21 protein-coding genes are annotated in these 24,318 nt (G+C 66.9%); 13 read left to right on the top strand and 8 right to left on the bottom strand.

Annotation, left to right across the window (positions count from 1 at the left end):
• The coding region (locus ACIHAX_RS30465; protein ID WP_397281026.1) for a hypothetical protein at positions 1 to 340 on the bottom strand (340 nt) is incomplete at its 3' end.
• Between ACIHAX_RS30465 and ACIHAX_RS30470 the strand changes: the two genes are divergently transcribed.
• The 5 genes from ACIHAX_RS30470 to ACIHAX_RS30490 all read left to right on the top strand — a co-directional run bounded on the left by ACIHAX_RS30470 (position 339) and on the right by ACIHAX_RS30490 (position 5,083).
• Complete coding sequence (locus ACIHAX_RS30470) at positions 339 to 794, top strand: hypothetical protein (protein ID WP_397281028.1); 456 nt, start codon at positions 339 to 341, stop codon at positions 792 to 794. The genes ACIHAX_RS30465 and ACIHAX_RS30470 overlap by 2 nt on opposite strands.
• A gap of 15 nt (positions 795 to 809) precedes the next feature.
• Entirely contained in the window at positions 810 to 1,889 is a 1,080-nt protein-coding gene (locus tag ACIHAX_RS30475; protein ID WP_397281030.1) for a glycosyltransferase, read from the top strand.
• Positions 1,890 to 1,936: 47 nt separating this feature from the next.
• Positions 1,937 to 3,547: a DUF707 domain-containing protein gene (locus ACIHAX_RS30480; RefSeq protein ID WP_397281032.1), complete on the top strand. Its 1,611-nt coding sequence runs from the start codon at positions 1,937 to 1,939 to the stop codon at positions 3,545 to 3,547.
• A 395-nt stretch (positions 3,548 to 3,942) separates the two neighbouring features.
• Positions 3,943 to 4,587 carry a hypothetical protein gene (locus ACIHAX_RS30485; RefSeq protein WP_397281034.1) on the top strand — a complete coding sequence of 215 codons (645 nt, stop codon included), beginning with the start codon at positions 3,943 to 3,945 and terminating at the stop codon, positions 4,585 to 4,587.
• Positions 4,538 to 5,083: a TetR/AcrR family transcriptional regulator gene (locus ACIHAX_RS30490; RefSeq protein WP_397281205.1), complete on the top strand. Its 546-nt coding sequence runs from the start codon at positions 4,538 to 4,540 to the stop codon at positions 5,081 to 5,083. The genes ACIHAX_RS30485 and ACIHAX_RS30490 overlap by 50 nt, the downstream gene beginning before the upstream one ends.
• 46 nt (positions 5,084 to 5,129) lie before the next feature.
• Here ACIHAX_RS30490 and ACIHAX_RS30495 read toward each other — a convergent pair whose 3' ends face one another.
• The gene (locus tag ACIHAX_RS30495; protein ID WP_397281036.1) at positions 5,130 to 5,333 is read right to left on the bottom strand and encodes a DUF6011 domain-containing protein; all 204 of its coding nucleotides are present in this window, start codon (positions 5,331 to 5,333) and stop codon (positions 5,130 to 5,132) included.
• A gap of 415 nt (positions 5,334 to 5,748) precedes the next feature.
• On the opposite strand from ACIHAX_RS30495, the gene ACIHAX_RS30500 reads away from it, so the two are divergent.
• On the top strand, positions 5,749 to 6,276 hold the full coding sequence (locus ACIHAX_RS30500; protein ID WP_397281038.1) for a cupin domain-containing protein: 528 nt from the start codon (positions 5,749 to 5,751) through the stop codon (positions 6,274 to 6,276).
• A gap of 8 nt (positions 6,277 to 6,284) precedes the next feature.
• A complete protein-coding gene (locus tag ACIHAX_RS30505; protein WP_397281040.1) occupies positions 6,285 to 7,175 on the top strand; it encodes an SDR family NAD(P)-dependent oxidoreductase in 891 nt (296 codons plus the stop codon).
• Positions 7,176 to 7,281: 106 nt separating this feature from the next.
• Here the strand turns inward: ACIHAX_RS30505 and ACIHAX_RS30510 are convergent, their stop codons facing one another.
• The 3 genes from ACIHAX_RS30510 to ACIHAX_RS30520 form a co-directional block, all read right to left on the bottom strand.
• Complete coding sequence (locus tag ACIHAX_RS30510) at positions 7,282 to 8,526, bottom strand: cytochrome P450 (RefSeq protein ID WP_397281042.1); 1,245 nt, start codon at positions 8,524 to 8,526, stop codon at positions 7,282 to 7,284.
• A 210-nt stretch (positions 8,527 to 8,736) separates the two neighbouring features.
• The gene (locus tag ACIHAX_RS30515) at positions 8,737 to 8,895 is read right to left on the bottom strand and encodes a hypothetical protein (RefSeq protein ID WP_364437068.1); all 159 of its coding nucleotides are present in this window, start codon (positions 8,893 to 8,895) and stop codon (positions 8,737 to 8,739) included.
• A 188-nt stretch (positions 8,896 to 9,083) separates the two neighbouring features.
• Positions 9,084 to 9,488, bottom strand: a complete 405-nt coding sequence (locus ACIHAX_RS30520; RefSeq protein WP_397281044.1) for a Zn-ribbon domain-containing OB-fold protein — start codon at positions 9,486 to 9,488, stop codon at positions 9,084 to 9,086.
• A gap of 381 nt (positions 9,489 to 9,869) precedes the next feature.
• On the opposite strand from ACIHAX_RS30520, the gene ACIHAX_RS30525 reads away from it, so the two are divergent.
• The 4 genes from ACIHAX_RS30525 (at position 9,870) to ACIHAX_RS30540 (ending at position 16,596) form a co-directional block, all read left to right on the top strand.
• The gene (locus tag ACIHAX_RS30525) at positions 9,870 to 10,691 is read left to right on the top strand and encodes an acyl-CoA thioesterase domain-containing protein (protein WP_397281046.1); all 822 of its coding nucleotides are present in this window, start codon (positions 9,870 to 9,872) and stop codon (positions 10,689 to 10,691) included.
• A 98-nt stretch (positions 10,692 to 10,789) separates the two neighbouring features.
• The gene (locus ACIHAX_RS30530) at positions 10,790 to 14,119 is read left to right on the top strand and encodes a protein kinase (protein ID WP_397281048.1); all 3,330 of its coding nucleotides are present in this window, start codon (positions 10,790 to 10,792) and stop codon (positions 14,117 to 14,119) included.
• Between the two features lie 180 nt (positions 14,120 to 14,299).
• Complete coding sequence (locus tag ACIHAX_RS30535; RefSeq protein ID WP_397281050.1) at positions 14,300 to 15,523, top strand: PucR family transcriptional regulator; 1,224 nt, start codon at positions 14,300 to 14,302, stop codon at positions 15,521 to 15,523.
• A 203-nt stretch (positions 15,524 to 15,726) separates the two neighbouring features.
• Entirely contained in the window at positions 15,727 to 16,596 is an 870-nt protein-coding gene (locus tag ACIHAX_RS30540) for a S9 family peptidase (RefSeq protein WP_195043138.1), read from the top strand.
• A gap of 45 nt (positions 16,597 to 16,641) precedes the next feature.
• Here the strand turns inward: ACIHAX_RS30540 and ACIHAX_RS30545 are convergent, their stop codons facing one another.
• Positions 16,642 to 18,972 (bottom strand): ATP-binding protein, encoded by a 2,331-nt coding sequence (locus ACIHAX_RS30545; RefSeq protein ID WP_397281052.1) that lies wholly within the window; start codon positions 18,970 to 18,972, stop codon positions 16,642 to 16,644.
• Positions 18,973 to 19,226: 254 nt separating this feature from the next.
• Positions 19,227 to 20,162 carry an alpha/beta hydrolase gene (locus tag ACIHAX_RS30550; protein ID WP_397281054.1) on the bottom strand — a complete coding sequence of 312 codons (936 nt, stop codon included), beginning with the start codon at positions 20,160 to 20,162 and terminating at the stop codon, positions 19,227 to 19,229.
• Positions 20,163 to 20,585: 423 nt separating this feature from the next.
• On the opposite strand from ACIHAX_RS30550, the gene ACIHAX_RS30555 reads away from it, so the two are divergent.
• Positions 20,586 to 21,278: a hypothetical protein gene (locus ACIHAX_RS30555; protein ID WP_397281056.1), complete on the top strand. Its 693-nt coding sequence runs from the start codon at positions 20,586 to 20,588 to the stop codon at positions 21,276 to 21,278.
• Between the two features lie 620 nt (positions 21,279 to 21,898).
• Entirely contained in the window at positions 21,899 to 23,020 is a 1,122-nt protein-coding gene (locus tag ACIHAX_RS30560) for an NDMA-dependent alcohol dehydrogenase (protein WP_397281058.1), read from the top strand.
• A gap of 201 nt (positions 23,021 to 23,221) precedes the next feature.
• Here ACIHAX_RS30560 and ACIHAX_RS30565 read toward each other — a convergent pair whose 3' ends face one another.
• The gene (locus tag ACIHAX_RS30565; RefSeq protein ID WP_397281060.1) at positions 23,222 to 24,136 is read right to left on the bottom strand and encodes a mycofactocin-coupled SDR family oxidoreductase; all 915 of its coding nucleotides are present in this window, start codon (positions 24,134 to 24,136) and stop codon (positions 23,222 to 23,224) included.
• Positions 24,137 to 24,318: the final 182 nt, after the last annotated feature.

A 24,318-nucleotide genomic window follows, 5' to 3' on the forward strand; every position in this document is an offset into this window, starting at 1 on the left:
CCGGCCAGGTCCCCGAATTCGTCGACCCGAATACCGCGGCACCCCCCACCAACGGTGGAACAGGCAGTGGCGGCGGAACCGGAAACAACAACGGCGGCAACGGCAACAACGGCAACAACAGCGGCGGAGACAACAACAACGGCAAATCCAACGCAAACGGAAACTCTCCCCAGCCCAGCAGCGACGGCGCCAACCCTCCCACCAGCGGCCTTCCGCCTTCATCATCCAAAAGCGGCTTGGACTCCACGGGCAACCAACCGACGCCGACCGGGTCGACCGGTCCGACCAACTCGACCAGCCCGCTCGGCAGTTCGGGGCCGTTGTCCAAGCTCGCGGACATGCTGGCTCAGCTGAATTCAGGCCCCATGTTCAGTGGTTCCCCCAGCCCGTTCGGCGCGTCCGGCCCGTGGGGCGCGTCCGGCCCATGGGGCGCGGCGGGTCCGTCCGGGTCGATCACTCCGGCGGGCCTCGGCGGCGGATCGGCCGGCGGCGGAGCGGGGATCGCCAGTCCGGTTGACGACAAACTGTTCCCTCGCGCCGGCGCCCCCGGGACCGGTACCCCCACCGACACCGGCCGCGCTGGACTCCCGGCCACCGCAACCCAAACCAACGCCGCCTATCCGATGGGGATGGGCGGCTACCCACTGGGCGGAGGTATGGGCGGCGGCATGGGCGGACAAGGTCAGCAACAACAGCAGGAGCGCAAACGTGCCGCCTACCTGGACGGTCCCGAGCACCTCGAGGAAGCCGTCGGCGACGATCCACTGTCGGTCCGGCCCATCATCGATCGTTGAGACAGGTGCCCGACCATGCGCTTTCATATCGTGAACTTTCCCAATACCGAGACCACCCGGCACTATCAGCCGTGCGCGTACACGCAGAAGAATCGGCGCTTCGCCTCGATGATGACCGAGCTCGGTCACGAGGTATTCCTGTACGGCGGCGAGGAGAACGACGCGGCGTGCGCGGAATTCGTCCCGATCGTCACCAGGGCCGAGCAATCCGAGTGGTTCGGCGGTGCCGATCTCTATAAGGACCCCATCAATCTCACATGGAGTCCCCATGATGTGCATTGGCAGATTTCCAACGAGCGCGCGGTCACCGAGATCGCCCAGCGGAAGGGCAAGCGCGACTTCATCGGAATTCTCGGTGGCACTTGCCAAAAGCCCATCGCGGATACCTTCCCCGAGCTGATGACCGTCGAATTCGGCATCGGCTACAGCGGGGTGTTCGCCAACTACCGGGTGTTCGAGAGCTACGCGTGGATGCATGCTGTCTACGGCTCGTATGCGAGTGTTCCCGGCGTCATGAGCGCCCGCGGCCAGTTCTACGACGCCGTGATCCCGAACTACTATGACGTGGCGGATTTCCCGTTCTCCGAGGACAAGGACGGCTACTTCCTGTTCATCGGCAGGATGGTCGAGGCCAAAGGCATTCAGATCGCAATCGACACCTGCACGCGGCTCGGCGTGAATCTGATCGTCGCCGGCGCGGGGGAAGTCCCCGAGGCCGACTGCGTCGAATACGTCGGTGTAGTCGACTCGACGCGCCGCGGCGAGTTGATGAGCCGGGCCCGTGCGGTTTTCGTGCCGACGCTCTATCTCGAACCTTTCGGTGGCGTCCACGCCGAGGCGATGCTGTGCGGGACCCCGGTGATCACCACCGATTGGGGTGTGTTCACCGAAACCGTGCAGCACGGCGTGCAGGGTTTTCGCTGCCGGACGCTGCGCGAGTTCTGCGATGCCGCTGACGCCGTCCACAAACTCGACTATCGCGGAATCCGTGACTACGCGATCTCGAAATTTTCCACCGACGTCGTCGCCCCACAGTACGAGGCGTACTTCGAACGCCTACTCACGCTGTGGGGCGATGGCTGGTACGCGACATAGGAGGTCAGTGTGACGGGACACTGGCGCGGGCGCACACGAGGCCTACCGTGCTGACGGAATCGGGGCGCCGGAACCTGGTCGTACTGAGGGCGGGCGACGAATCACTGCACGAGCAGTGGCTGGCCGGGCCGCATCCACGTACCTGGGATCTGGTGGTGAGCTATTTCGGTGACGACCCGGACCGCTACCGGGTGGCGGACGTGGCCAGGATCGACCGTAAAGGCCCGAAATGGCCTGCCCTGCATCATGTCCTGACGACCGATTTGGCTGCGGTGCTCGATCGATACGATTACGTCTGGCTCCCCGACGACGACCTGGCCGCCGACACCTCCAGCATCAACGAGCTGTTCCACTGCGCGGCGCAGCACCGGCTCGCACTGACCCAACCCGCGCTCACCGAGGACAGCTACTACTCCCACGAGATCACGCTCGTCGATCGACGATTCAACCTCCGGCACACGAACTTCGTCGAAATCATGGCACCCTGTTTCAGCCGGGAATTCCTGCGCCGTTGCCTGCCGACCTTCGACGCCACCCAGACCGGCTGGGGTCTGGACTTCCACTGGCCGCGATTCATCACCGACTCCACATCGATCGCCATCGTCGACGCCGTAACGGTCCGGCACACCCGACCGGTGGGCGGGCCGAATTACGCCGCGGCCCGGGCGGGTGGGATCGACACGTGGGCGGAGTATTGCGAATACCTGGTCACGCACGAAATCAGCGACTTGACGCCACGCGTGCATCGCGGCGTCGGAGCACCCAACCGGCCCGCGGAAACCCTCGAACCCACCGCGATCTGCGTGACCATCGACCGGTGGCGCCCCGAGCTGGCCGACTGGTTCGACTTCCACTCCGCGCAAGCGGAATTGACCATCATCTATACGGATGACCCCGATGTCCGGGCCGCGCTGTGCGCAGTGCGCGGTGAGCGGCCCGTCATCCTTCGCGACCACGCGACACCCAACGATGACACGGTTGCTCGCGAGGTAGCCAACATCGCCGACGCCGCCGCAACGGCCGAGGCGGCGGGTATGCAATGGCTGCTGCCACTCGGCCCAGACGAGGTCTTCTATGACGACGGTCGCCGCCGCTGGCAGATTCCCGGCGCCGGGCAGGTGACATTCATCGGACACGAAGCCGTCCCTTCCCCCGTGCCGGTGACCGATCCCATCCACGAGTGCACCGTGTTCCGGATCAGCGGTCGATCCCCCTTTCTCGACACTCCGGCCAACCGCAGCGCGGTCCGTCTCGGCCCCGCTGTCGCGCCGGTGGACGAGTACGGTTTCACCGGATTCGACGGCGTGCACGGCACCGTGACTGCGCCGATGATCCTGCACTACCCGTATCCGAGTTTCGAGAGCTGGCTGGCCCGAGCCGAAGAAGTCGCCGAGGTCGGAGGCCGCAAGGCGCGGCACTTCGCCCATCACTCCAGAGACCTGCTCCAGGTGGCCCTCGCCCACGGCGAGCTCTCAGGCGCACGTGCCTGCTTCCAAGCCGGAATCCCGTCCGCCGGCATGGTCGACCGGATGCTCCTGAACGGCGAACTCATGCGCGCCGAGCCGCTACGACTGATGCGCGACCCCCCGGCGCGAGAGCGGCTGCCGTCAGTCGGTGAGGTCGAGGGCAGCGCGCACGAGGTGTCGATGCCGTTGTAGCGGTAGACGTCGTCGAGCGATCCGAATCGGCCGAATATATTGCTGACCCCCAGTGCGATACGGCGCACCGGGTTGCGCGTGGCCAGGAAGACCAGGGTCGAGGCGGCAACCCGCGGCGCGGTCGCGGCGACAGGCGGCCCGCTCGTCGACGGCTGGCGCGAGCGGTCCGACGCCGAATGTGACGCTGCCGGAACGCGCCGTCCTGAGCGCGGCCGGCCACGGCGATCCTCCGGGATGAAAGGGATCGGGTCGGTCGGCAGAGTAGTCCGCGCGGCCGCCGTTGACCTTGGAATCCGCCGATCACCGCAGGCAGCGGACCCGCACGCGTTTGCGTGCGTATGTCGGTGCGCAAAGGGTAGGCCGCATATGCACCTACTTCGACGAATGGAGGCGTCATGAGAGACGTCGACGACACCGTTCACGCAGACCCCGGCCGTCGCCTTCGAATTCCCCGTAGCCGAGGAGCCCTCGGCGGGCTCGCGGTGCTACTGCTGGGCTTGTGGGGTGCGCTGATCCCGTTCATCGGACCCTATTTCGGCTTCGCGTTCACTCCGGACGACCCGTGGGTGTGGACGGCGGCGCGCGGGTGGCTCCAGGTATTGCCCGGCGTCGCCGCGATCATCGGTGGATTGCTCATGCTGGCCAGCCGCAACCGGCTCGTGGCGAGCTTCGGCGCGTGGCTGGCAGCGGCGGCGGGCTTGTGGTTCGTGATCGGGCCGATACTGGCGGACACCCTGAAAATCGGGGATGTGGGCGAACCCGTCGCCACGTCCGATCTGAAACGGGCCCTGCTACAACTGGCCTACTTCTATGGTCTCGGAGCGCTGATCCTGTTCTTCGCCGCGACCTCACTCGGCCGATTGTCCGTGCGCAGCGCACGCGATATCGCCTTCGCGCGACGCGAGGTCGACACCAGAGCCGCCGCCGAGGCCGACAGTCGGCGTCGCGTAGCCGACGCGCCGGGCCCTGTGGAACCCGCCTCCCGTGCCGATGCCACACCGGGGCCGCGACCGAACAAACCCGGGTTGTATCGCACCTGACCTCACCTCCGACGCTGCCGAGAACGGTGGCCGCCGTGCATCGCTCAATGAGGTCGCCCGCCGTGCGGATGTCGGGCCGGGCACTCTGTATCGCCATTTCCCGGATCGGCAATCGCTGCAGCTCGCGGTGTTGCAGGACCGCATCGAAGCTCTCTGCGGATGCGGCGAGGAATTGCTGTCCGCACCGGACGCGCACGCGGCGCTCGGAGAATGGTTGCGGGCACTGCTATTCCACGCTCGCAACGACCGGGGACTCGGTGCAGCCGCACTCACCGGGCCCATCGGTTCGAACTTCGAGTGCCGGGAAGCCATCAGGCGAACAGCGGAGAAGCTGTTGACGCGCGCACAAGGAGCAGGCACCGTGCGAACCGATACGTCCGCGGACGATCTCATCCAACTGGTGGCCGGGATCGGCCTCGCCGCCACGGACAGCCGCGATGCCGGCCAGCCCGATCGGCTACTCGGAATCGCCGTCGACGGACTCATCACCCATTGAACCCGCCTAGTGTATGTGCCCGTCTGCGTGGACTGGTACGGGATCGTCAACTGCTCCGCGGCGGAGAGAGGTCGAACAGAGTCGGGTCGTGGAGCTGCCGTGCCGCTGCGGCGCGCTGTTCGGCCCGCTCACGAACCGCGCAGGTCGGCCCGATGCCCTGGACCACCGATTGCGGTGACAGCAGCCAACCGTGACAGCGGTGGCAGTGCGCGACGAGTCGCACGGTGGGCTGATCACCGGTCTCGGCCACGGTGTCCTTCCAGAAGTCCGAACGAACTGGGTGTCCGTGCGGGGAAGGGCACCGCTACTTCGAGCCAGGGCAGACCCCTTTCCAGCCACACCCGCACGGTAACCCGCCGGGACGCAAGCCATTAGTGAGCCACACCGAACAAGACCGGGGGCAGCCGCATAGGGAGCCTCCCACCGGGCACCTGAGACTCGATCCTGGCCGGGATCAAGCCCTGACACCAGTCTTGAGTAGGCAACTCCTTTCGCTAGTTCGACCCCACACCGAACGGCCCCAGCCGTCCTCGCGTCGTCGGCGACATCAGATCATCGAAGCCATGACCCATGGATAGTATTTAATATTGCAGATGTCTAGCTCTAGCGCGTTTAATATAATATATAATGGCGGAGCGCAGCATGGACCTCGGGAAAGGAGCGTCATGGGTGGCGAACACCTGAACAAGACAGCGCGGCGAGTGATCGCGGGGCTGGATGCCGATGGCAAGTCGACGGTCGTCGCGGACGAGAACACCGCCACCCGGGTGGCCCTTCCGGCGTTCACGGTCAACGACGTCTGGCGGGTCGATTCCCTGCCCGGCCGGTACCAGGACGAGGACACGTTGAAAGCGGATGTGGAACTCGATCCGCCGGCCAACGGCCTGGTGGTCCGGCTCGCCACCTTCCCCCCGGACAGCGAGATCGATCCCGCGGTGTACGCGGAGTCGATCGGAAACCTGCACGGCGAAGACGCCAACGCCGACAGTGAGGGCATCGTCGGCCTGCACGCGACGGAGACCATCGATATCGCCACGATCCTCGACGGTGAGATATACGCGCTCTACGAAACCGGCGAAACCCTGCTGCGCGCCGGCGACACCGTGATCAACCGCGGCATCAAACATGCCTGGAGCAACCGCACCGACAAACCCGTGACGATGGTCGCGGTCATGCTGCCGGCAAAGGACTGAGGAGTTTCATGTTGTCATTCGACGGACGCGTCGCCATCGTCACCGGCTCGGGACGTGGCCTCGGCGCCTCGCACGCCAAGTTCCTGGCATCCCGGGGTGCGGCGGTGGTGATCAACGATCTGGGCGGTTCCGCTCAGGGCACCGGGGCCAGTTCTGGTCCGGCGGAGGAGGTGGTAGCCGACATCGTTGCCGCCGGGGGACGCGCGGTGGCGAACTTCGACTCGGTCACCGAGAACCCGGAAGGCATCGTGCAGACCGCGATCGACGCGTTCGGACGCCTCGACATCCTGGTCAACAACGCCGGCATCAACCAGGCGCACGCCTTCGGCCGCGATATCCTGCCATCGATCCGGCAGCACATGGAGGTGCATTTCTTCGGTACCGCCGGGGTCACCGCCGCCGCCTGGCCGCACCTGATCGAGAGCGGATCCGGGCGCGTCGTGAGCACCACCTCCCCCACCCTGATCGGCTTCCCGCAGCAGACACCCTACGTCGCCGCCAAGGGCGCGATCTTCGCCTTCACCCGGACTCTGGCCCTCGAGGGGCAGGAGGTGGGCATCAAGGTCAACGCGATCGCTCCGACCGCGGCGACCCGGATGTCCGACGCGGCGGATCTGCCCGACGAGTTCAAGCAGTTCATGCGCGACAACTTGCCGACCTCGCTGGTCAGCCCCGTAGTGGCGTATCTGGCGCACGAGAACTGCGCGATCAACGGCGAGGTGCTCCAGGCCCAGGGCGGCGAAGTGCAGCGGCTGGTACTCGGTTTCAACGAGGGCTTCACGAGCAAGGACCTCACCCCGGAGTTGGTGCAGCAGCACATCGACCAAATCCTCCATCCCGCAACACATGTTCCGTTCAAGACGATCGATGAGCAGGATCTCAGCGCGGTGGGCAAGTAGGACAGCTGTCGCGTCAGGGCAGCTGATGTCGCGACGAAAAGCGCGTCGGCCGGTACTCGCGGCCGCCGCGCTTTCACCTGGCCCACTCGACTTCCGGCCGTCGAAGTCAGCCCACGCTCAGCGGTGGCGACGGCGGGAACACGACGGGGAGCTCGGTCAGCGCCCGATGGAACGGGCCGGGGCGCCAGCTCAGTTCGTCGGCCGGCACCGCGAGCCGTATCTCGGGCAGGGAATCGAGCAGTTGATCGACCGCGTCCTGCGCGACCAGATAGGCCACGGATCGGGCCGGGCAGGCATGGAGCCCGACACTCCACGACAGATGGGAACTGTTGTCGACGTATTCGCCGACTACGACCGAGGGATCGTTGTTGCACGCGGCCATGCTGATGACGACCGGCTGGTGCGCCGGCAGCCAGACGCCGTCGATGAGCATCGGCTGCCGGGGAAAGGTCGTGCACATATTGGCGAGCGGCGGGTCGGTGAACAGCACCTCGTCCAGTGCAGCGCGGGTGGTCATGCTGCCGCCGAGCAGCCCGCCCGCGAACCGGTCTTCGGTGAGCAGCATGCGCACCGTGTTGACGATCAGATTGTGCAGCGGTTCGATCCCCGCACCGTAGAAGCTGAACAACTGCGCGATCATCTCGTCCTGGTCCAGCTGCACCGAATGCCGCAGCAGCCGCGAGGTGATGTCGTTGCCCGGCTCCTCACGCCGCAGCGCGATCAGGTCTGCCAGCGCCGCGATGAGCAGCGCCTCGGCCTTGTGGGTCTCGGCACCGTCGAATATCGCGGAGAAGGCGTCGGCAGCACGGCGGCCGATATCGGCGGGGCAGCCGAGTAGCGAATTGACCACCTGGAAAGTGAGCGGATAGGCGTACTCGGTGATGATCTCCGCGGTCCCGGTCGTGCAGAACGCATTGATCAGCGGAACCGCGATCTGCTCCACCGTATGGTGCAGCGCGAACATTTCTACCTCGCGCAACGCGGCCACGGTGGGGGTGCGGTAGCGGGCGTGTTCGGCTCCGGCGTTGCGAAAGGCGTTGGGCCGCCATCCCATCAGCGGAAGTACCGGGCAGCCGGCCGGTATCCGCGGCTGCCAATGACGGGGATCGGCCGGGAAGTGTTCGGGGTCGTTGAGAATCCGCCGTGCGACCTGGTAGTCGATCACCAGGGTGGCGGGTACGCCCGGCGCGAGGTCGATCGGCACGAGCGCGCCGAACCGCTCACGCATCTCGCGGTAGATCCGATGCGGGTCGGCGGCGAACTCTTCGGTGTACAGGGGGATTCGAGGGCCGCTGCCGTCGACCGGCGAACCGTAGTGGGCCGGACCGGGGGGCTGCGATGAGGTGGTCATGAACGTACTCCGGACTGTCGAGCAACCGATGCGGACCGCCGGTCGAGTACGACGGCGGCGGCCGGTCGGGATGGTATCCGGAGACGCACGATGCCCGTGGGAAGTTAAATATATCCCGCACTTAATCTTATCCGTTGTCGATGCGCAGCGTGGGTGACCCACAGGTAGCCGTAATCGCCCCCGCGGCCCACTCCCCGCTGGGCATCGTTTTTATTGTGGCGCAGTGAGGACCGTGTCCGGTCCGTCGGAGAACACGAGTCCGGTGTCGGTTACCGGGACGCCGGACGGAGCCAGACTTCCGTCCGCGGCGACGGTGTACGAGTGGACCTGGGTGGTGCCGTGCACAGTCAGCGCGTCGATGAGGAACACCTTCCGATTCAACCGCCACCGAGCCGCCGAAATCCGAGTATGCCCGGCAGTGGCTCTCCGCCGCCGGCGGTAAGCTGTCGAGCCCGTGGCGGCACTCCACATCGCATAGCTGTTACACCCTTCGGCCGTCTCCGCCCTCACCCCGGGGCGATGTAGCCGCTGCCTCCTGCCGCCGCCCCGGCTGTGTTTCACTGATCGGCGCTGACCGCGAAGACCGGAAACCTGTCGTGCCAGGGACGCGGCTGGAACTGCACGCGTACCGGTCGGCGCGGAAGCGAGGGGACTATCCCTTCGATGGATGTGTAGACCCATGGACCTTCATCGAGTTCGACGATGGCGATCGTCAGCGGGACCAGCCCACCCCGTCTATCCGTCGGAGCGCGATCTATCGCGCGCCAAGACACGATCGAACCCACGCCCGACGACGGCGTCCACTCGAGATCATCGGATCCGCAGGCTGAACATCCAGCGGTCATCGGCGCGAGCAGCATGTCACAGTCCGCGCAACGGCAAATCATCAACGCGTCACCTACACGACGCGCATCGCGGGCGCTGATGCCGTTCGATGTGTGCCTCGGATTGTGCGCGTGCATACAGGCCTCCGCGGGATGGTGCCGGCTGGTTCCGCTCCAGGGTCTCCGGATCAGGGCGTTGCGGCGACGGTCGATCGACCGGGGGCATACCTATTTCCCGCCCGCGCCGCGAGCTGTCGGGCCGCGATGCGGTGTCCGACGGCGCCGGCGATCCATCTCCTCCACCTGCGCCGTACGATGCACAGCGACTCGCATATATAATACATAATGCTTCAGATGCGGTACCGAAGAGTCGACTGGGGCTCGCGTCGTGTGCGATCGCCGGGTAGCTCGCTCCCAAGGCTCGGCCTGCCATGCGACGTGCGCTTCCGGTGTTCGACGACCCCTCCCGCGCCGACACGTTGCCCACCTGGCGAAATAGTGTTCCCTGAAAGGAATTCGATGCGACGCTCCGCGTTCTTCGACACCGACTCCGACGACCGGATCCTGTCCCCTCTGCCCACGGCCGGCAGTGGCTGGAACGGCGGTCAGATGCGGGGGATGGCGGTCAGCGCCGTACTTGCTCGCGCGGTCGAGCGCCGCCTGGCCGACCTCAGTCCAGACCGGCTTCGGCCCGCCCGCTGGACTGTGGACCTCTTCCACCCCGTCGCCATGCGCCCCTGTTCGGTCGAGACCGAGATCGTGCGGGCGGGCAAGCGGCTGCGTCTGGTGGACGCGCGCCTCCTCCAGGATGGGCAGCCCGTAGCCGCGGCCAGGGCGCTGTTCCTCGCAGCGGGCTCGGATCCAGCCGGTGACTGCTGGTCGGCGGGCAAGGCACTCCCGCCACCGCCTGCCTCATGGCGACGGAGCGAAGACCGTGCCCGCGTCTATTACAGCGACGACGCCGGCTGGGATGCCGATCCCGCCCAGCACCACAACAGGAGCCGGAACCGCTTGTGGCACGGGCCTATCGACATTGTCACCGGGGAGGAACCGTCACCGTTCCAGTTCGCCTGCGGCGTCGCCGATGTCTCCAATCTCGTCGCAAACCTGGGTACCCATGGGCTCGAATACATCAACGCCGACGTAACCGTGGCGTTCAGCCGCCTCCCCACCGGCGGCGAAATGGGAATCTCCGCGACGGATCGACAGGAGTACGACGGCATCTCGGTGGGCACCGCCGTGCTCTACGACCGGCTCGGCGCCTTCGGCTCGTCGACCGTCACGGCCATCACCGCGCCCGCCCCCGCCGACCTGCGGGTGGCGAGCACCGCGAGCCCCTAGGGCAGGCCACTGCTGCTGCTCGAGGCACGGAGTTATCCTCGGGAAGGACGACCCCACCGCCGGATCGTCCGCGAGTTCGTCCCGAATCGAGGCCGACGATGGGCGATATCCCGCCGACCCAGCGCAGCCCCTCCTCGGGCATCGTCGCGGAGTTGAGTGCCGAAGGCTTCGACGATGCCGAGGAGATCGGCCGCGGGGGCTTCGGCGTGGTGTATCGCTGCACGCAACCCGACTTGGATCGGGTGGTCGCGGTGAAGATCCTCACCGCGGAACTCGACCCGGACGGACTCCAGCGTTTCGTCCGCGAGCAGCAAGCCATGGGCCGCTTGTCCGGGCACCCCCACATCGTGGCGGTGTTCCAGGTCGGCACCACGCGCGGCGGACACCCCTACCTGGTGATGCCTTACCACGCACACGGCTCGCTCGAGCAGCGCATCCGGGACGACGGACCGCTCGGGTGGGCTGCGGTCCTGCGGCTGGGAGTGAAGATCTCGGGCGCGCTGGAAACCGCGCATCGCGCCGGGATCCTCCATCGCGACGTGAAACCGGGCAACATCTTGCTGACCGAATACGGGGAGCCGGAATTGACGGATTTCGGCATCGCGCGAATACCGGGAGGCTTCCGCACGACCAGCGGAATCATCACTGCCTCGCCGGCGTTCACCGCGCCGGAGGTACTGCGCGGCTCGCCGCCGACGCCGGTCTCGGACGTGTACAGCCTGGGAGCCACTCTGTTCTGCTCCCTCACCGGGCACGTGGCCTACGAACGTCGTGTCGGCGAGCAGGTGATGGCGCAATTCTTCCGGGTCTCCGAGCAGCCCGTCCCGGATCTCGGGGAACGGGACGTGCCGGAAGAGGTGCGTGCGGCCATCGAACACGCGATGGCCACGGAGCCTGCGGACCGGCCCGCGGGCGCCGCGAGCCTCGGCCAGGAACTGCGCCGGGTCCAGGAACGTACCGGCGGTCCGGTCGATTCCTTGGTTCTGCCGCCCACACACCGGTCGTCGGTCGCACCCGCTGAGGTGTCGTCCAGTCGACGGGAAAGAGACGCTGTCCCACCGACTCCCGCGACGAAGTACCGTCCGCCCGGCCTCCCACGGACGCCTCTCCCCAGGAAATGGCTGCTGGATCAGCTTCGGTCGAACGAACACACCCGGCTCACCTGGATCCACGCACCGAGCGGATTCGGCAAGACGACGCTGGCCGCGCAGTGGCGCGACGAGCTGCTACGTAAGGGCGCGGCGGTAGCCTGGCTCACCGTCGACGAGGACGACAACAATGTCGCCTGGTTCCTCGCACACGTGGTGGAAGCGCTCCGCTCGGCCTACCCGCGGCTCGCCGATGAACTCGCCGATGTTCTCGACGCGCATCCCGACCCCACCCGCGCGATGCTGACCGCGCTCGTCGACGCACTGCATACCCGGCAGGATCGGCTCACCCTGGTGCTCGACGACTGGCAACGGGTGAACGCCCCGGCATCGGTCGCCGCGGTCCGATTCCTTCTCGAACACGGCTGCCATCATCTGCCGATCATGGTGACGAGCACGTCCAGGTCCGGATTGCCGTTGAGCAGACTGCGCATGCACGGCGATCTGGTGGAGATCGACGCGACGGCGTTGCGATTCGATAGCGACGAAGTGCGCGAGTTTCTCGCGGAAGCGGGTGGATTGCGGCTGAACCGGGCCGATATCGACACCCTCGCGCGCGTCACCGACGGCTGGATCGCCGCGCTTCAGCTGGCCGTACTGTCGCTGCGCGCAGGCGAGGATCCCGCGCGTCTGCTCGAACGGCTCGCCGAGCACCCCGACATCGGCGAGTTCCTGGCCGAGAACGTGCTCGGCGCGCTCGACCCCGGCACCCTCGAATTCCTCATGCTCACCTCGCTCTGTGAGCGCGTCTGCGGCGACCTCGCCGCCACGCTCACCGGAAACGATCACGCCCAGGAACTGCTCGAGGACATCGAAGACCGAGGCATGTTCCTGCAGCGGGCCGACCCGGAGCGGCGATGGTTCCGCTATCACCAGCTGTTCGCCGGGTACTTGCGGCGACGGTTGGTCTCCGAGCGTCCGGACGAGATCCCCGCCCTGCGGCTTCGAGCGTCGACTTGGTTCGCAGAGCACCACCTGCTCAACGAGGCGGTCGATCAGGCGCTCGCGGCCGGGGACGAGGACCGGGCCGCCGACCTCGTCGAGCGAGATGGCCAATACCTGCTGGAGCGATCGCGGATATCGCTGCTGCAAGGCATTCTCGCCAAGCTGCCCGTGCGGGCCAGCCGCACGCGACCCCGGCTCCAGCTGCTCGCGACCTGGGTGAACCTCGTCCTGCGCCGACCGGGGCCAACCGCGGCGGCCCTGGCCCGATTCGATGCCGCCCTCGACGAGGCGGCCCCGCCCGAGAGTGAACGCGCGCAGATGCGGACCGAGGCCGACGTCCTGACGAGCGTCGGCGAGATGTTCGCCGACCGGGTTGCCGACCTGGACCGGCTGATCGGCGACGCGCTGGCGCGGCCGGAGGCCTTCTCGCCGTTCGTGGCGGGAGCGGCGGGCAATATCGCCACCTACGCCGCGATCCAGCGCTTCGATTTCGACGCCGCCCGCCGCTGGCAGCAGTGGGCCACCCCGTATCACGAGGCGACCGGTCCGTTTCCCAGGGTCTACGGCTGCTGCTTCGGCGGAATGGCAGCCAGGGAACAGCTCGACCTCCCGGCCGCCGAGGAGATGTTCCGAACAGCGCTCGATACCGCCCGCGCCACCATGGGGAACACTTCGCACGCGGCCCGTCTCGCAAGCGCCCTGCTCGGCGACTTACGTTACGAGACAGGTGATCTCGAGGAAGCCGCCGAGCTGCTCGAAGAGAGCAGGGGGCTGGCGACCGAAGGCGGAGGCGGTGTCGACTTCATGATGGCCACCTACGCGACGGGCGCGCGAGTCCGGGCGCTGCTGGGTGACCAAGACACCGCGCGGGGACTGTTGGACGAGGGCATGGCGCACGCCGAACGCCTGGCACTGCCGCGCCTGGCCGCACGGGTGCGCAATGAGCGGGTCCGACTTGGGTTCGAGCTCGAGCACGGCGAACCGGAGGCGATCCTGCGCCGACGCGCGCCCCAGCGCAGGGACGGGATAGCGACTTTCATCGATGAATGCGACGAAGACTCCGCCATCCGGCTGCTGCTCGCCGACCCGAACGCCGAACGCCGTAGCGAGGCGGTCGAGCGAGCGCGCACCCTCACCTCCGGCATCGACGCGGTGAGCAGACCGCTCGCCGCACTGCGCGCCGGTTTCCTGCTCGGCGTAGCGCTGCGGCTTACCGGCCGGTCCGAGGAAGCGGAGCAGACGCTCGCACCGCTGGCACGGCATTCCGCCCGACTGGGACTGTCCCGCCTACCCGTCGATTCGGCGGCCGGAACAGCGCCCCGGCCCACCGGCTGAACAGGGCGCCGGCGGTCGTAGTGGCCGGCTATCGCCTCCGCGAGCCGCCACGACCGAGTTCAGAGGGGCGATATAGACGCACACCGTGTCCAAGTTCTTGCACACTCCCGCCTCGGGACTCCCTTTAGTGTCGAGAGCACTCGTTATTCGGCGAAGCGCCACGAGGACAGGGAGCGAGAGTTGCCGAAGGGCTATCCGGCACAGGCCGGTCTCACCATCGATTATCCGGTGTCCGCGGTGGAGGACACCGCGCAGGCCAGCGGATACTTGCTGGCCGCCGTGCGGGATTGTCTCGAAGTATCGATCTGCCTGCTCGACGGGCCCGCACAGCCCGAGCAGCTCCGCAGGCTCGAAGAGGAGGCTGCGCGGTGGGCATGCGCGGACATCCCGATCGTCACCATCCTGCGCGTCGTCCACGATGGCGTCCGGCTCGGCATCGAACTGGCCGGCGACCGGGCGTCGACCGAGGCCGGCCAGCTCGGCGCCGTCGATACGGACCGGGTGCTGGGGTTGCTCGGCACCGTCACCGCCGCCGTCGCCCGCGGCTACACGCGGCAGTTGCACACCGCGGCCCATCAGCACCACACCGCCACGCGCGCCCTTGCCTCCGCACTGCTCGAGGGACAGCCGACCTCGACATTGGCGCGCCACAACGGCATCGAGGTCGCCGACGAGTACTGGATCCTGGCCGTCGCTGTCCCCCGTCCCGCCAGCGCCGCAGCCCAGTCACGTGTCCGGACCGAACGTCCGCTCCGGCGCATCCGAGCCGAACTCGCCCACCGTTCCCAGGGCGCCGCGCTGTCGATCCTCTCGCCCACCGGCGGCACCATCCTGCTGCCCACCGCACTCGCCGGCGACAGCACACTGGACGAGTGGATCGCCGCCATCGCCCGCATCGCCGGAGTTCCGGTCACCGCGACGCTCATCCGCGCGGCGACGCCGGATATTCCCTCCTGCGCCGCCCAAGCCCATGAACTGCTCGACTTGGTCCACCGGCTCGGATTGCGAGACGGGCTGCACCGCTTCGCCGATCTGGCACTGGAATACCAGCTCACGCGTCCTGGTCCTGGACTCGAATGGCTCAGCGCCCTGCTCGACCCCCTCGACGAGGAGCCCGAACTGCTCGAGACCCTGCGGTGTCACGTCGCCAACGGTATGAATCGAAGACGAACCGCCCAGATGCTGTACCTGCATCCGAACACCGTCGACAACCGGCTCAAACGAATAGCCCAGATCATCGGCTTGGACGCGACCCAGTCTTCCGGGCTGTGGTATCTGCGATCGGCTTTGATCGCCCGTAGGCACCGCGCTGCCGCTCCGAAGCGGGTCCGCCGCGAACCGCCCACCGGACCCGAGCTACCGCGACAACTCCGCGAAGTGGCCCTTCGTAAACATTATGCATAATGCTTGATACGTAACCTTTTCAATTTTGTGCGCTGAATCCGCTTCAGATGCCCGTCGCCGGGTAGGTCTCATGGGGAGACAGATCCGACTGACAAAGGAGGCGTACCGGCATGACGGACACGACGGCCAAGGCGAAGGACGCACTGACCGATGTCGCCACGAAGGCCATAGGGGCCGTGGCGCCGAAGAAGATCATCGAACCGATGGTCGAACTCTGGGCCCACGGCAAACGGACTCCCGTATATCGGCGTCCTGACGAGGTGGGGTTGGCATACGAGGACGTGTTCTTCCCCGCGATGGACGGCCTGACGTTGGAGGGCTGGTTCATCCCCGCCGACTCCGACCGGTTGATCATCCACAATCACTTCCTGCCGGGCAACCGCTATGGCTACGCGGGCCACCTCGACGGTTTACAGGACTTCGGCGGGTTCGAGGTGAGTTTCCTGCCCGAGTACAGGGCTCTGCACGATGCCGGTTACAACATCCTGTGCTACGACATCCGCAATCACGGCCTCAGCCCCGACGGCCACGGCCGCACCGTCGGTATCGGCCTGCTCGAATACCGTGATGTGATCGGCTCGATCCGCTACGCGAAGTCCCGGCCCGACACCGCGAACATGACCACCGGATTGCTGAGCGTGTGTCTGGGGGCGGATTCGACCTTCGTGGCGATCGACAAGCATCCCGGCGAATTCACCCACATCAAGGCGATGATCGCGTTGCAACCCATCTCGGCTCGCGCGTTCGTCGAGCGCACGATTGTCGAAGGCGCAGGCATCGACAACGGCGTCGAGCTGTTCGACCAGGCGTTGCACGCCCGCACCGGCTTCCACGTCGACGAGCAATCGCCGATTCCACGGGCCGCGTCGGTGCGTATGCCGACGCTGGTGGCGCAGGTACGGGACGACACGTTGACTTATCCGTCCGATGTGCAGGCGATCTACGACAACATCGCCGCCCGCGACAAGAAACTGCACTGGATCGAAGGGACCGACCAGCGCTTCCGCGGATACAACTATTTCGGCGAGCGCCCCGAAGTGATGCTGGATTGGTTCGACTCGCACATGAAGTAGAAGCTCATCCCGCGGCACCGGCCGGGTGGTGGCGAACGCCTGCGATCAAGAGCTCTCCCCCTTGGCGTCCTCCACGACCCAGGCGGCGATCTGGGCGCGGGAGGTGAAGCCGAGTTTGGTCAGGATGTGTTCGACGTGGCCTTGCGCGGTTCGCTGGGAGATGACCAGCGCGGTGGCGATCTGCCTGTTGGTGAGACCTCGGGAGACGAGATCGGCGACCTGCCGCTCGCGCTTGGTCAGTTCCGCGGCTCCCGAGGCGGAGCTCGGGACAGCGGGCTGTTCACCCAGTGCGTAAGCCGCTGCGGCGTCCATGTCCATCGCCAACCCCCGCCGACGGGCCGCGTCGAATCGGCGTTCCCCGAGCATCCGCCGCGTCCGCTGTTCGCATTCGCGGTGGAAGCGCAGCATGTTCGGGAAGACACTCGTGGCGCTGCTTCCGGCCGGCCACGCGGTCTCGGCGGCTCCCAGCAGAACGGCCGCGCGCTCCGCGTCGCTCGGGTCGACAGTCCACGCCAGTGCCTCGAGGGCGAAGGCGGCCACGAAGGGGTTGCCCAGGCGCTGGTTGACGCGTAGCGAGTCCTCCAGCAATGCCCGTGCGCGGTGATGGTCGCCTTCTTGCCAGGCGACGACGGCGAGACCGCGCAATGCGGCCGCGCGATGGAGTAGTTCGCCGGAAGTCTCCGTCACAGCGAGGATCTGCCGGTAGCAATCCGTTGCCTTGGCGACGTCGCCGCCCAGCTCACATGCCCAGCCGAGCAACGCCAGGGCGTTGAGCCGCAGATTCTCGGTGCTGCCCGGCCCGAGCGACCGCAACGACCGCTCGAAGGCTGAAGTCGCATGGGCGGCGTCGCCCCGGGCGAGTGCGAGGGCCCCCTCGGAGTAAGCGATGCGCGCCAGGGTCAACGGGCTCGGCGATCGCTCGGCGAGCACCCGTCCCTCCTCCAAGAGAGCGGTCGCCGCCTGGAAATCTCCTTGCGCAGCGGCCAACTGGCTGTCGGCACGGAGAGCGTTGACGCGATCGGGTATCGATGAGGCGAGTGGGTGGGCCAGGGCTCGGTCCAGCCAGGACCGGCCTTCCCCGTACATGCCGCGGAAGTTCCAGAAATCGAACATCGCCGCGGCCATGGTCATCCCGCCGTCTCCGGCCGCGCCGGTCTCATCGGAGAGAAACGATTCGAGCGCTTCACGCATGTTCGGTTGTTCGCGGTCGAGCCGGGCGACCCAGTCCGGCGCGCGTGCGCCGATCCACTCCGCGTCCCAGTCCAGCGCCAGTTGCCGGTACCACTGGCGGTGCCTGCGGCGCAGGTTCTCCTCCTCACCGGACACCTGCAGCTTCTCCCGGCCGTAGTCGCGCAAGGTCTCGAGCATCCGGAAGCGCACGACGGTGTCGAATTCCTCGCGGATCAGGATCGACTTGTCCACCAGGGACGACAGCACGTCCAAGACGGCGTGCGGCGCGAAGTCGAAGCCGCATACCCGCTCGGCGGCGTCGAGTTCGCAGGTGCCCGCGAACACCGACAGCCGCGCCCAGAAACGCCGCTCCGCCGCGGTGCACAGCTCATAGCTCCAGTCGACACACCAGCGCAGCGTCTGCTGCCGGGCCGGTGCGGTGCGGCTGCCCCGGGTGAGAAACGCGTAGCGGTCGTCGAGCCGTTGCAAGATCTGCTGCGGCGACATCGTGCGTATCCGGGCCGCGGCCAACTCGATCGCCAGCGGCAATCCCTCGAGCCGGGCACAGATCCTGGCCACCGCGGTTTTGTTGTCCTCATCGAGTTCGAAGCCGGGCAGCGCCGCGGCGGCGCGATCGGCGAACAACGTCACCGCGTCGAAGCGCGGCAACCCCCGCAGCGACGGTTCTCGGTCCGGATCGGGAACCGTCAGCGGAGACACCCGTAGCACAGCCTCGCCCTCGGCATTCAGCGGCTCGCGGCTGGTCACCAGGATCCGCAGGTCCGGACAGGCGCGCAAGAACGTCTCGGTCAGCTGGGCGACCGCATCCACCAGCTGCTCGCAGTTGTCCAGTATCAGCAGCAGTTCCCGCGAACGCAGAGACCGGACAAGCGTCTCGAGCAGCGCCTCCGCCGAATCGTCCCGCACATTCAGGCTCGCCGCCACCACTTCGACCAGCAGCCCGGGATCGGAAACGTCGGCTAGTTCGACCGACCACACCCCGTCACGGAAGTCGCGCCGCGCACTCGAGGCGGCGCGCAGGGCCAGTCTCGTCTTTCCGACGCCCCCGCTTCCGGTCAACGTCACCAGCCGCGACGTCGTCAGCAGATTCCGCACCTCGGACACCTCGGTGCGCCGACCGACGAAACTGGTCAACTCCAGCGGCAAGCTGCCTTCGAAGCTTCGCACGCCGGATGTGCTTGCCATGGCGGGTGTACTCACCTCCCGGCGTGTCCGCAGCGGCTTATCGGCGACCGGAAGGACACGACCGCGCGGTCGAACCGATACGTGGAGCGGATACCACCCGCGACCGCAGAACAAACCGTTCGTTCGGTCTACCGGGCCGGCACAAGCACCGCCGCTTCGGCCAGGAAGCACACCGAGCCGCCCACCCGCTCGCAAGCGATACTCGCGGCGGTGATGAGCGAGCCCGCGGCGCCTCGCTCCGTGTTCCGAGCCGATCAGCTCAGGTGCTTGCGGAAGAACGGCACCAGGTTCTCCAGCGCGACACCGGTCGGGCCCGGCTTGTCGTACAGGTCGTAGTGCGACGCGCCCTCGACCACGACGAGTTGCTTGTCCTTCGACGCAGCTCGACCGTACAGCTCCATGCTGAGCCGCTGCGAACCGAAGGCGCCGACCTTGTCGCCGATCACGACGCACAGCGGCTGGGTCAGGAAGACCTCGACGCGGTCGTACGCATCCCAGTCGGCCAAGGCAGCCTGACGACCGAAGTTGAAGCTGGTCTTACCACCAGGGGCTTGACCGCGATCGGTTTTGTAGTACTCCGTGGCCTCGACGACGTCGACATCCGTGATACCCGCCTGCTTCGCCGCGTCGACCGACGGAGGCAGCAGATCGTTGATCACCTGGGCCTGTCCGCGAGCCTCCGCGGTGCGCTGCGCGGCGATGGCCTCGAGCATCCCCATCGGGTTGTACTCCGAGAAGCCCTCTCGCATCAGCCGGCCGACGTTGCTGCCGACGACGGTGCCCAGTGCCTTGATCCGGCGGTCGATCTTGGTGGCTGCCACGGCGTAACCCGCTCCGCCGCAGATCGCGAGCACACCGATGTTGTCCGCGTCGACGTAGGGCAGGGTGACGAGGTAGTCGATCACAAAGCTGAAGTCGCTGGTCCGGAAACCGGGATCCTCGACCGACCGCGGATCGCCACCGCTTTCACCCTGGAAGCTCGCATCGAAGGCGGCCACCACGAAGCCCGCCTCGGCCAGCGCCTTGCCGTAGACGTTGCCCGAAGTCTGCGCCTTACAGCTACCGGTGGGATGGGCCGAGACGATCGTCGGATACGTCTTCGACTCATCGAAACCGGGTGGGAAGTAGATATCCGTGGCGATGTCCCAGGCCCAACCCTTGACCGCCACCGTTTCGATATTGCCTGCCATGATCTTCCTCTCCCGTGCTCGACCGCTTACAAAGGCAAATCTATGAGCGTTTGGGCAGCAGGGGCAGGGCGCGACGGCGCCTAGGAAAAATCCCTCCCACAAGGATTCCCCACGCCCCCGACGGGGCCGCACCGAAGCCGAGCCGACATTCGTGCGGTATCCCACTTACCTCGTCGAAACGGACCAGCGCTATCGCCGCCATGTGATCGATCGGCCCCGACGGCTCGCCGATGCCCCGAGCAGCGCTTACCAGCGCTGTGACCCAGCCCACCCGCGGAGGTTGACAACATAATATATAAAGCATAGTGTGCTCGATCACATCCTTCGAGCGAGAAAGGCCAGGTCGAGCTCAAACAGCAGCAACGGACTGCCGTCGTGCCCGTTCGCTGAAACATCACCCCCCGAAAGAACAAGGAAGTTCAGATGAGGATCAGCACCGTCGTCGCCACCACTGTGGCCGCCGCATTCGCCGTCGTCGCCGGAACCGCCGGCGCCACCCCGGACAACCCGGACGCCGTCGGTTTCACAGCGCATGCCGTTGGCGACCGGAGTGTCATCGAGACCGACGCGGGCTCGCTTGCGGTGGAGAACGACATGTTCGAAGTCAAGGCCGCCGACGGAACCGTCCTCGCCGCGACGCCGTTGCGATTCCGGGTCGACGAGTTCGAATTTCCCATCAGCGCGGAGGTCGCCGGTCGCACCGCCACCTTGACACCCCGGTTCGATCTCGAGCACGCGGTGTACGCACCGGTCGCCCTGCCGTACGAGGACAAAGCGCCGTGGAAGAACGAGTACGACCGTGAACAGGCCGCTTGGAGCCGCATGACCAGCACCATCACCATGGGCGCCACGCTCGGCACCCTCATCGGCGGCCTCGGCGGCGGCGCCGTGGGCTGTGTGCTCGGCGGAATCGCCGGCGCGACGATCGCCGCGGCCACGATCGCCGGCCTCTTCGGCCCGTTCATTCCCGCCGCCGCGGTCGGCTGCCTCGGCGGGATCGTCGCTGTCGGCGCGCTGGGCACCATCGCCGGACAGCTGTTCGTCACGGCGCCCATCGCCACTGTCGCCGTCATCCAGTATCTGTCTACCGTGAATTCACCGCTGCCGGAAAAGTGATCGGCCCTGCCGAACCCGACTGTCGATGCTCCAGTCCGGCGGGTGGAGCATCGACCGTCGTGAAATTCCTGCCGCCGAACTGCGCCAGAGCGTCGAGCACCGACTGCGACGCCGTGCAACCGCCCTGCTTCGGCCTGGTGTAGTAGCCGGCGCTGATCACGGCGAGCGTCGCCGGCATGGGAATGTGGCATCGGCATCAACTGCTTCGTCAGCGTCGGCAATCAGGCCGCGCTCGGCGGGCCCACCCGAGCACTGCCCACCGAAATCGGTTGCAGGCGAGACCCGATGGATGGCCCGATCCGCACCGGCGTGGTCGCCGAAGGCCGATCTCGCGACCGGGCCGCTGCGTGTTGTGACGGCGATTCGAGTGCTCGTCCCGGAATGCCGGGCCGGAACTTCACCTTCCGGGCCACTAGCCCGCAGTCGTCAATGAATGTGACACCTTTCACAGGCGAATCGGAGACTATCGGCGCGCGCAACCGGGACCAAGTGAATGTTTCCGAATTCCGGGTTCGAAAATCGTGAATTGACCGCTGCGGCAGCCGGTGCGAGCATGCGTTTATCAGGTATCACAAGGGGTCACCCGGTTGGCCCGGGCGAATTCTCCGAGGGAGTCATCGATGTTGACACGGGGCGCGGTGCTGCGCGAATCACCGGGAATCTACGAAATCGTCGAAATGGAACTCGACGATCCGCGACGCGGGGAAATCCGGGTCAGGATGGTGGCCAGCGGCCTGTGTCATTCCGACGATCATTTCGCCACCGGCGACCAGACTCCCGGCATTCTGCCCATCGCGGGCGGGCACGAGGGCGCCGGCATCGTGGAGGCGGTCGGGCCAGGGACGACCGGCTTCGCCGAGGGCGATCACGTGGTGTTCTCCTTCCTGCCGGTATGCGGCCGCTGCCGGTGGTGCGCGAAAGGGTTACAGAACCTGTGCGACCTCGGCGCGTTCCTGGCCACCGGCGCCCGCTTCGACGACCCGACCTCGTTCCGGCTGTCGCTGGGCGGTGCGCCGGTCGGGCAACTCGCCGGGCTGGGCACGTTCTGCGAGTACGTCACCGTGTCGGTGTCCTCGGCCATCCGCATCGATCCCGCGATTCCCCTGGACGTCGCGGTGCTCGCCGGTTGCGGTGTCGGCACCGGGTGGGGCGCGGCCGTCAACTCCGCGCAGGTGCGCCCGGGAGACGTCACCATCGTGATGGGTGTCGGCGGCATCGGGATCAACGCGGTCCAGGGCGCCGCCCAAGCGGGCGCGAGCGCGGTGATCGCGGTCGACCCCGTCGCTTTCAAGCGCGAGTCGGCGCGGAAACTCGGTGCCACCCATGCTGTCTCGTCCATCGAGGAGGCCGAGGAACTCGCCCGCTCCATGACCAACGGTCAAGGCGCGGACTCGGCGATCGTCAGCGTCGGCGTGACCACCGGCAAGCACATCGGCCAGGCGCTGCAGGCGGTGCGCAAGGCGGGCACCTGCGTCGCCGTCGGCCTTGGCGACACCTTCGTCAAGGACGGCGACATCGACCTGCACCAGCTCATCCTGTTCCAGAAGCGGTTGCAGGGCTCGCTTTTCGGCGCCTGCGCGCCGACCGCCGACATCCCCGCCCAGCTCGCGATGTACCAGCAGGGCACCCTGAAACTCGAAGAACTCGTCACCACCCGCTACGCGCTCGAGGACGTCAATCAGGGCTTCGAGGACATGAAGGCGGGCCGTAATCTGCGCGGAATCATCATTCACGAGGGCTGACCGTTACGCACCCTGCGCTCCTCCGGATCGGCCGCCGCATTCGTCTTCGACGCGTTTCATCCGGCCGAGCGACTGCTGACCCAGCCGCTGCTCGTCGTGTGCGGGATCGAGCCGTTCTTCTCCGCACACCTGTGACCGTGAATGCGATGGCCGGTCCGGTGCGCCGGGTCGGCCATCGCGACAATATGCGGCCGCGTGTGGTTACAGATCGTCGGGCGACACAGCCGGTGGGCGGTGGCGCTCGGCCTCGGGGCCGGACGTGATCGTCGCGAAGTTGGCACCCGGCAGGAGCAGGTGGCCCGCGTCGACGGGCAGCGCGACACCGGTGATCTGCTCGGCCAGGTCCGAGAGCAGGAAGACCACCGCGTTGCTCACAGCCTGTGACGGCAGCGCGGTGCGGCCCGCAAGAGGGGCATAGCCGTAGATGGCGTCGAGGGCGATCTTGCGGTCGACCGGTTCACCCGGCGCGACGAACAGCTTGTGGCCCATGGAGTTGTCCCAGATCTTGGTGTCGATCGCGCCCGGGCACACCGTGTTGGCGCGTACGTTGTGCGGGCCGAGCTCCAAGGCGGTGTTCTTGAGCAGGCCGATCACGCCGTGCTTGGCGGCGATGTAGGAGGTGTAGCCGGCCGTTGCCTCGAGGCCACCCACCGACGCGATCGCCACGATGGCTCCGGCCCTGCGTTCGACGAAGTGCGGCGCGACCGCTTTGATCGTGCGGAATACGCCGCCGAGGACGGTGTCGACGACAACCTGGAACTCTTGCTCACCGGTCTGCCAGCCCGCGGGACCGAGGTCCCAGACACCGGCGTTGGCGACGACACCGTCGATACCGTCGAGGGTGTCCACGGCCTGGGCCACCGCCGAGTCCAGGTCGTCCTGGCTGCGCACGTCACCGACCACGGTGAGCGCCCGGCGGCCCCGCTCCTCGACGAGTTTCCTGGTCTTGTCCAGATCGTCTTCGGTCGCCAGCGGGTACTTGATACCGGGGACCGGTGCGGCGATGTCGAACAGGACGACGTCGGCGCCCTCACGCGCGGCGGTCACCGCGTGCGAACGGCCCTGTCCGCGTGCGGCTCCGGTGATGAAGACGACTTTGCCGTCGAGTGTTCCCATGACGATTCCTTCGGTTCGATTTCGAGAATTCGCCGCAGGCACGGCGAAAAGATCGGGCAGGCGGTTCCGGACATCGGCGGATCCACGTGAGGCGCGTACCTGGATTCGACAGTAGAGAGACGTGGGGCACAGCAGTGTCCAACTTCTTGGACACCAACGTCGGGGACGGCCGCCACCACTTC

This window comes from Nocardia sp. NPDC051929 (assembly GCF_044548645.1).
GTDB lineage: Bacteria > Actinomycetota > Actinomycetes > Mycobacteriales > Mycobacteriaceae > Nocardia > Nocardia sichangensis.

What these genes read in the sequence shown, in the direction of transcription:
- ACIHAX_RS30510 (WP_397281042.1), bottom strand. Translation starts at nt 8,526, where the DNA reads ATGACCACCTCATCGCAGCCCCCCGGTCCGGCCCACTACGGTTCGCCG.
- ACIHAX_RS30500 (WP_397281038.1), top strand. Translation starts at nt 5,749, where the DNA reads ATGGGTGGCGAACACCTGAACAAGACAGCGCGGCGAGTGATCGCGGGG.
- ACIHAX_RS30470 (WP_397281028.1), top strand. Translation starts at nt 339, where the DNA reads ATGCTGGCTCAGCTGAATTCAGGCCCCATGTTCAGTGGTTCCCCCAGC.
- ACIHAX_RS30525 (WP_397281046.1), top strand. Translation starts at nt 9,870, where the DNA reads ATGCGACGCTCCGCGTTCTTCGACACCGACTCCGACGACCGGATCCTG.
- ACIHAX_RS30475 (WP_397281030.1), top strand. Translation starts at nt 810, where the DNA reads ATGCGCTTTCATATCGTGAACTTTCCCAATACCGAGACCACCCGGCAC.
- ACIHAX_RS30485 (WP_397281034.1), top strand. Translation starts at nt 3,943, where the DNA reads ATGAGAGACGTCGACGACACCGTTCACGCAGACCCCGGCCGTCGCCTT.
- ACIHAX_RS30545 (WP_397281052.1), bottom strand. Translation starts at nt 18,972, where the DNA reads ATGGCAAGCACATCCGGCGTGCGAAGCTTCGAAGGCAGCTTGCCGCTG.
- ACIHAX_RS30505 (WP_397281040.1), top strand. Translation starts at nt 6,285, where the DNA reads ATGTTGTCATTCGACGGACGCGTCGCCATCGTCACCGGCTCGGGACGT.
- ACIHAX_RS30530 (WP_397281048.1), top strand. Translation starts at nt 10,790, where the DNA reads ATGGGCGATATCCCGCCGACCCAGCGCAGCCCCTCCTCGGGCATCGTC.
- ACIHAX_RS30540 (WP_195043138.1), top strand. Translation starts at nt 15,727, where the DNA reads ATGGTCGAACTCTGGGCCCACGGCAAACGGACTCCCGTATATCGGCGT.
- ACIHAX_RS30555 (WP_397281056.1), top strand. Translation starts at nt 20,586, where the DNA reads ATGAGGATCAGCACCGTCGTCGCCACCACTGTGGCCGCCGCATTCGCC.
- ACIHAX_RS30490 (WP_397281205.1), top strand. Translation starts at nt 4,538, where the DNA reads ATGCCACACCGGGGCCGCGACCGAACAAACCCGGGTTGTATCGCACCT.
- ACIHAX_RS30565 (WP_397281060.1), bottom strand. Translation starts at nt 24,136, where the DNA reads ATGGGAACACTCGACGGCAAAGTCGTCTTCATCACCGGAGCCGCACGC.
- ACIHAX_RS30520 (WP_397281044.1), bottom strand. Translation starts at nt 9,488, where the DNA reads ATGCACGCGCACAATCCGAGGCACACATCGAACGGCATCAGCGCCCGC.
- ACIHAX_RS30560 (WP_397281058.1), top strand. Translation starts at nt 21,899, where the DNA reads ATGTTGACACGGGGCGCGGTGCTGCGCGAATCACCGGGAATCTACGAA.
- ACIHAX_RS30550 (WP_397281054.1), bottom strand. Translation starts at nt 20,162, where the DNA reads ATGGCAGGCAATATCGAAACGGTGGCGGTCAAGGGTTGGGCCTGGGAC.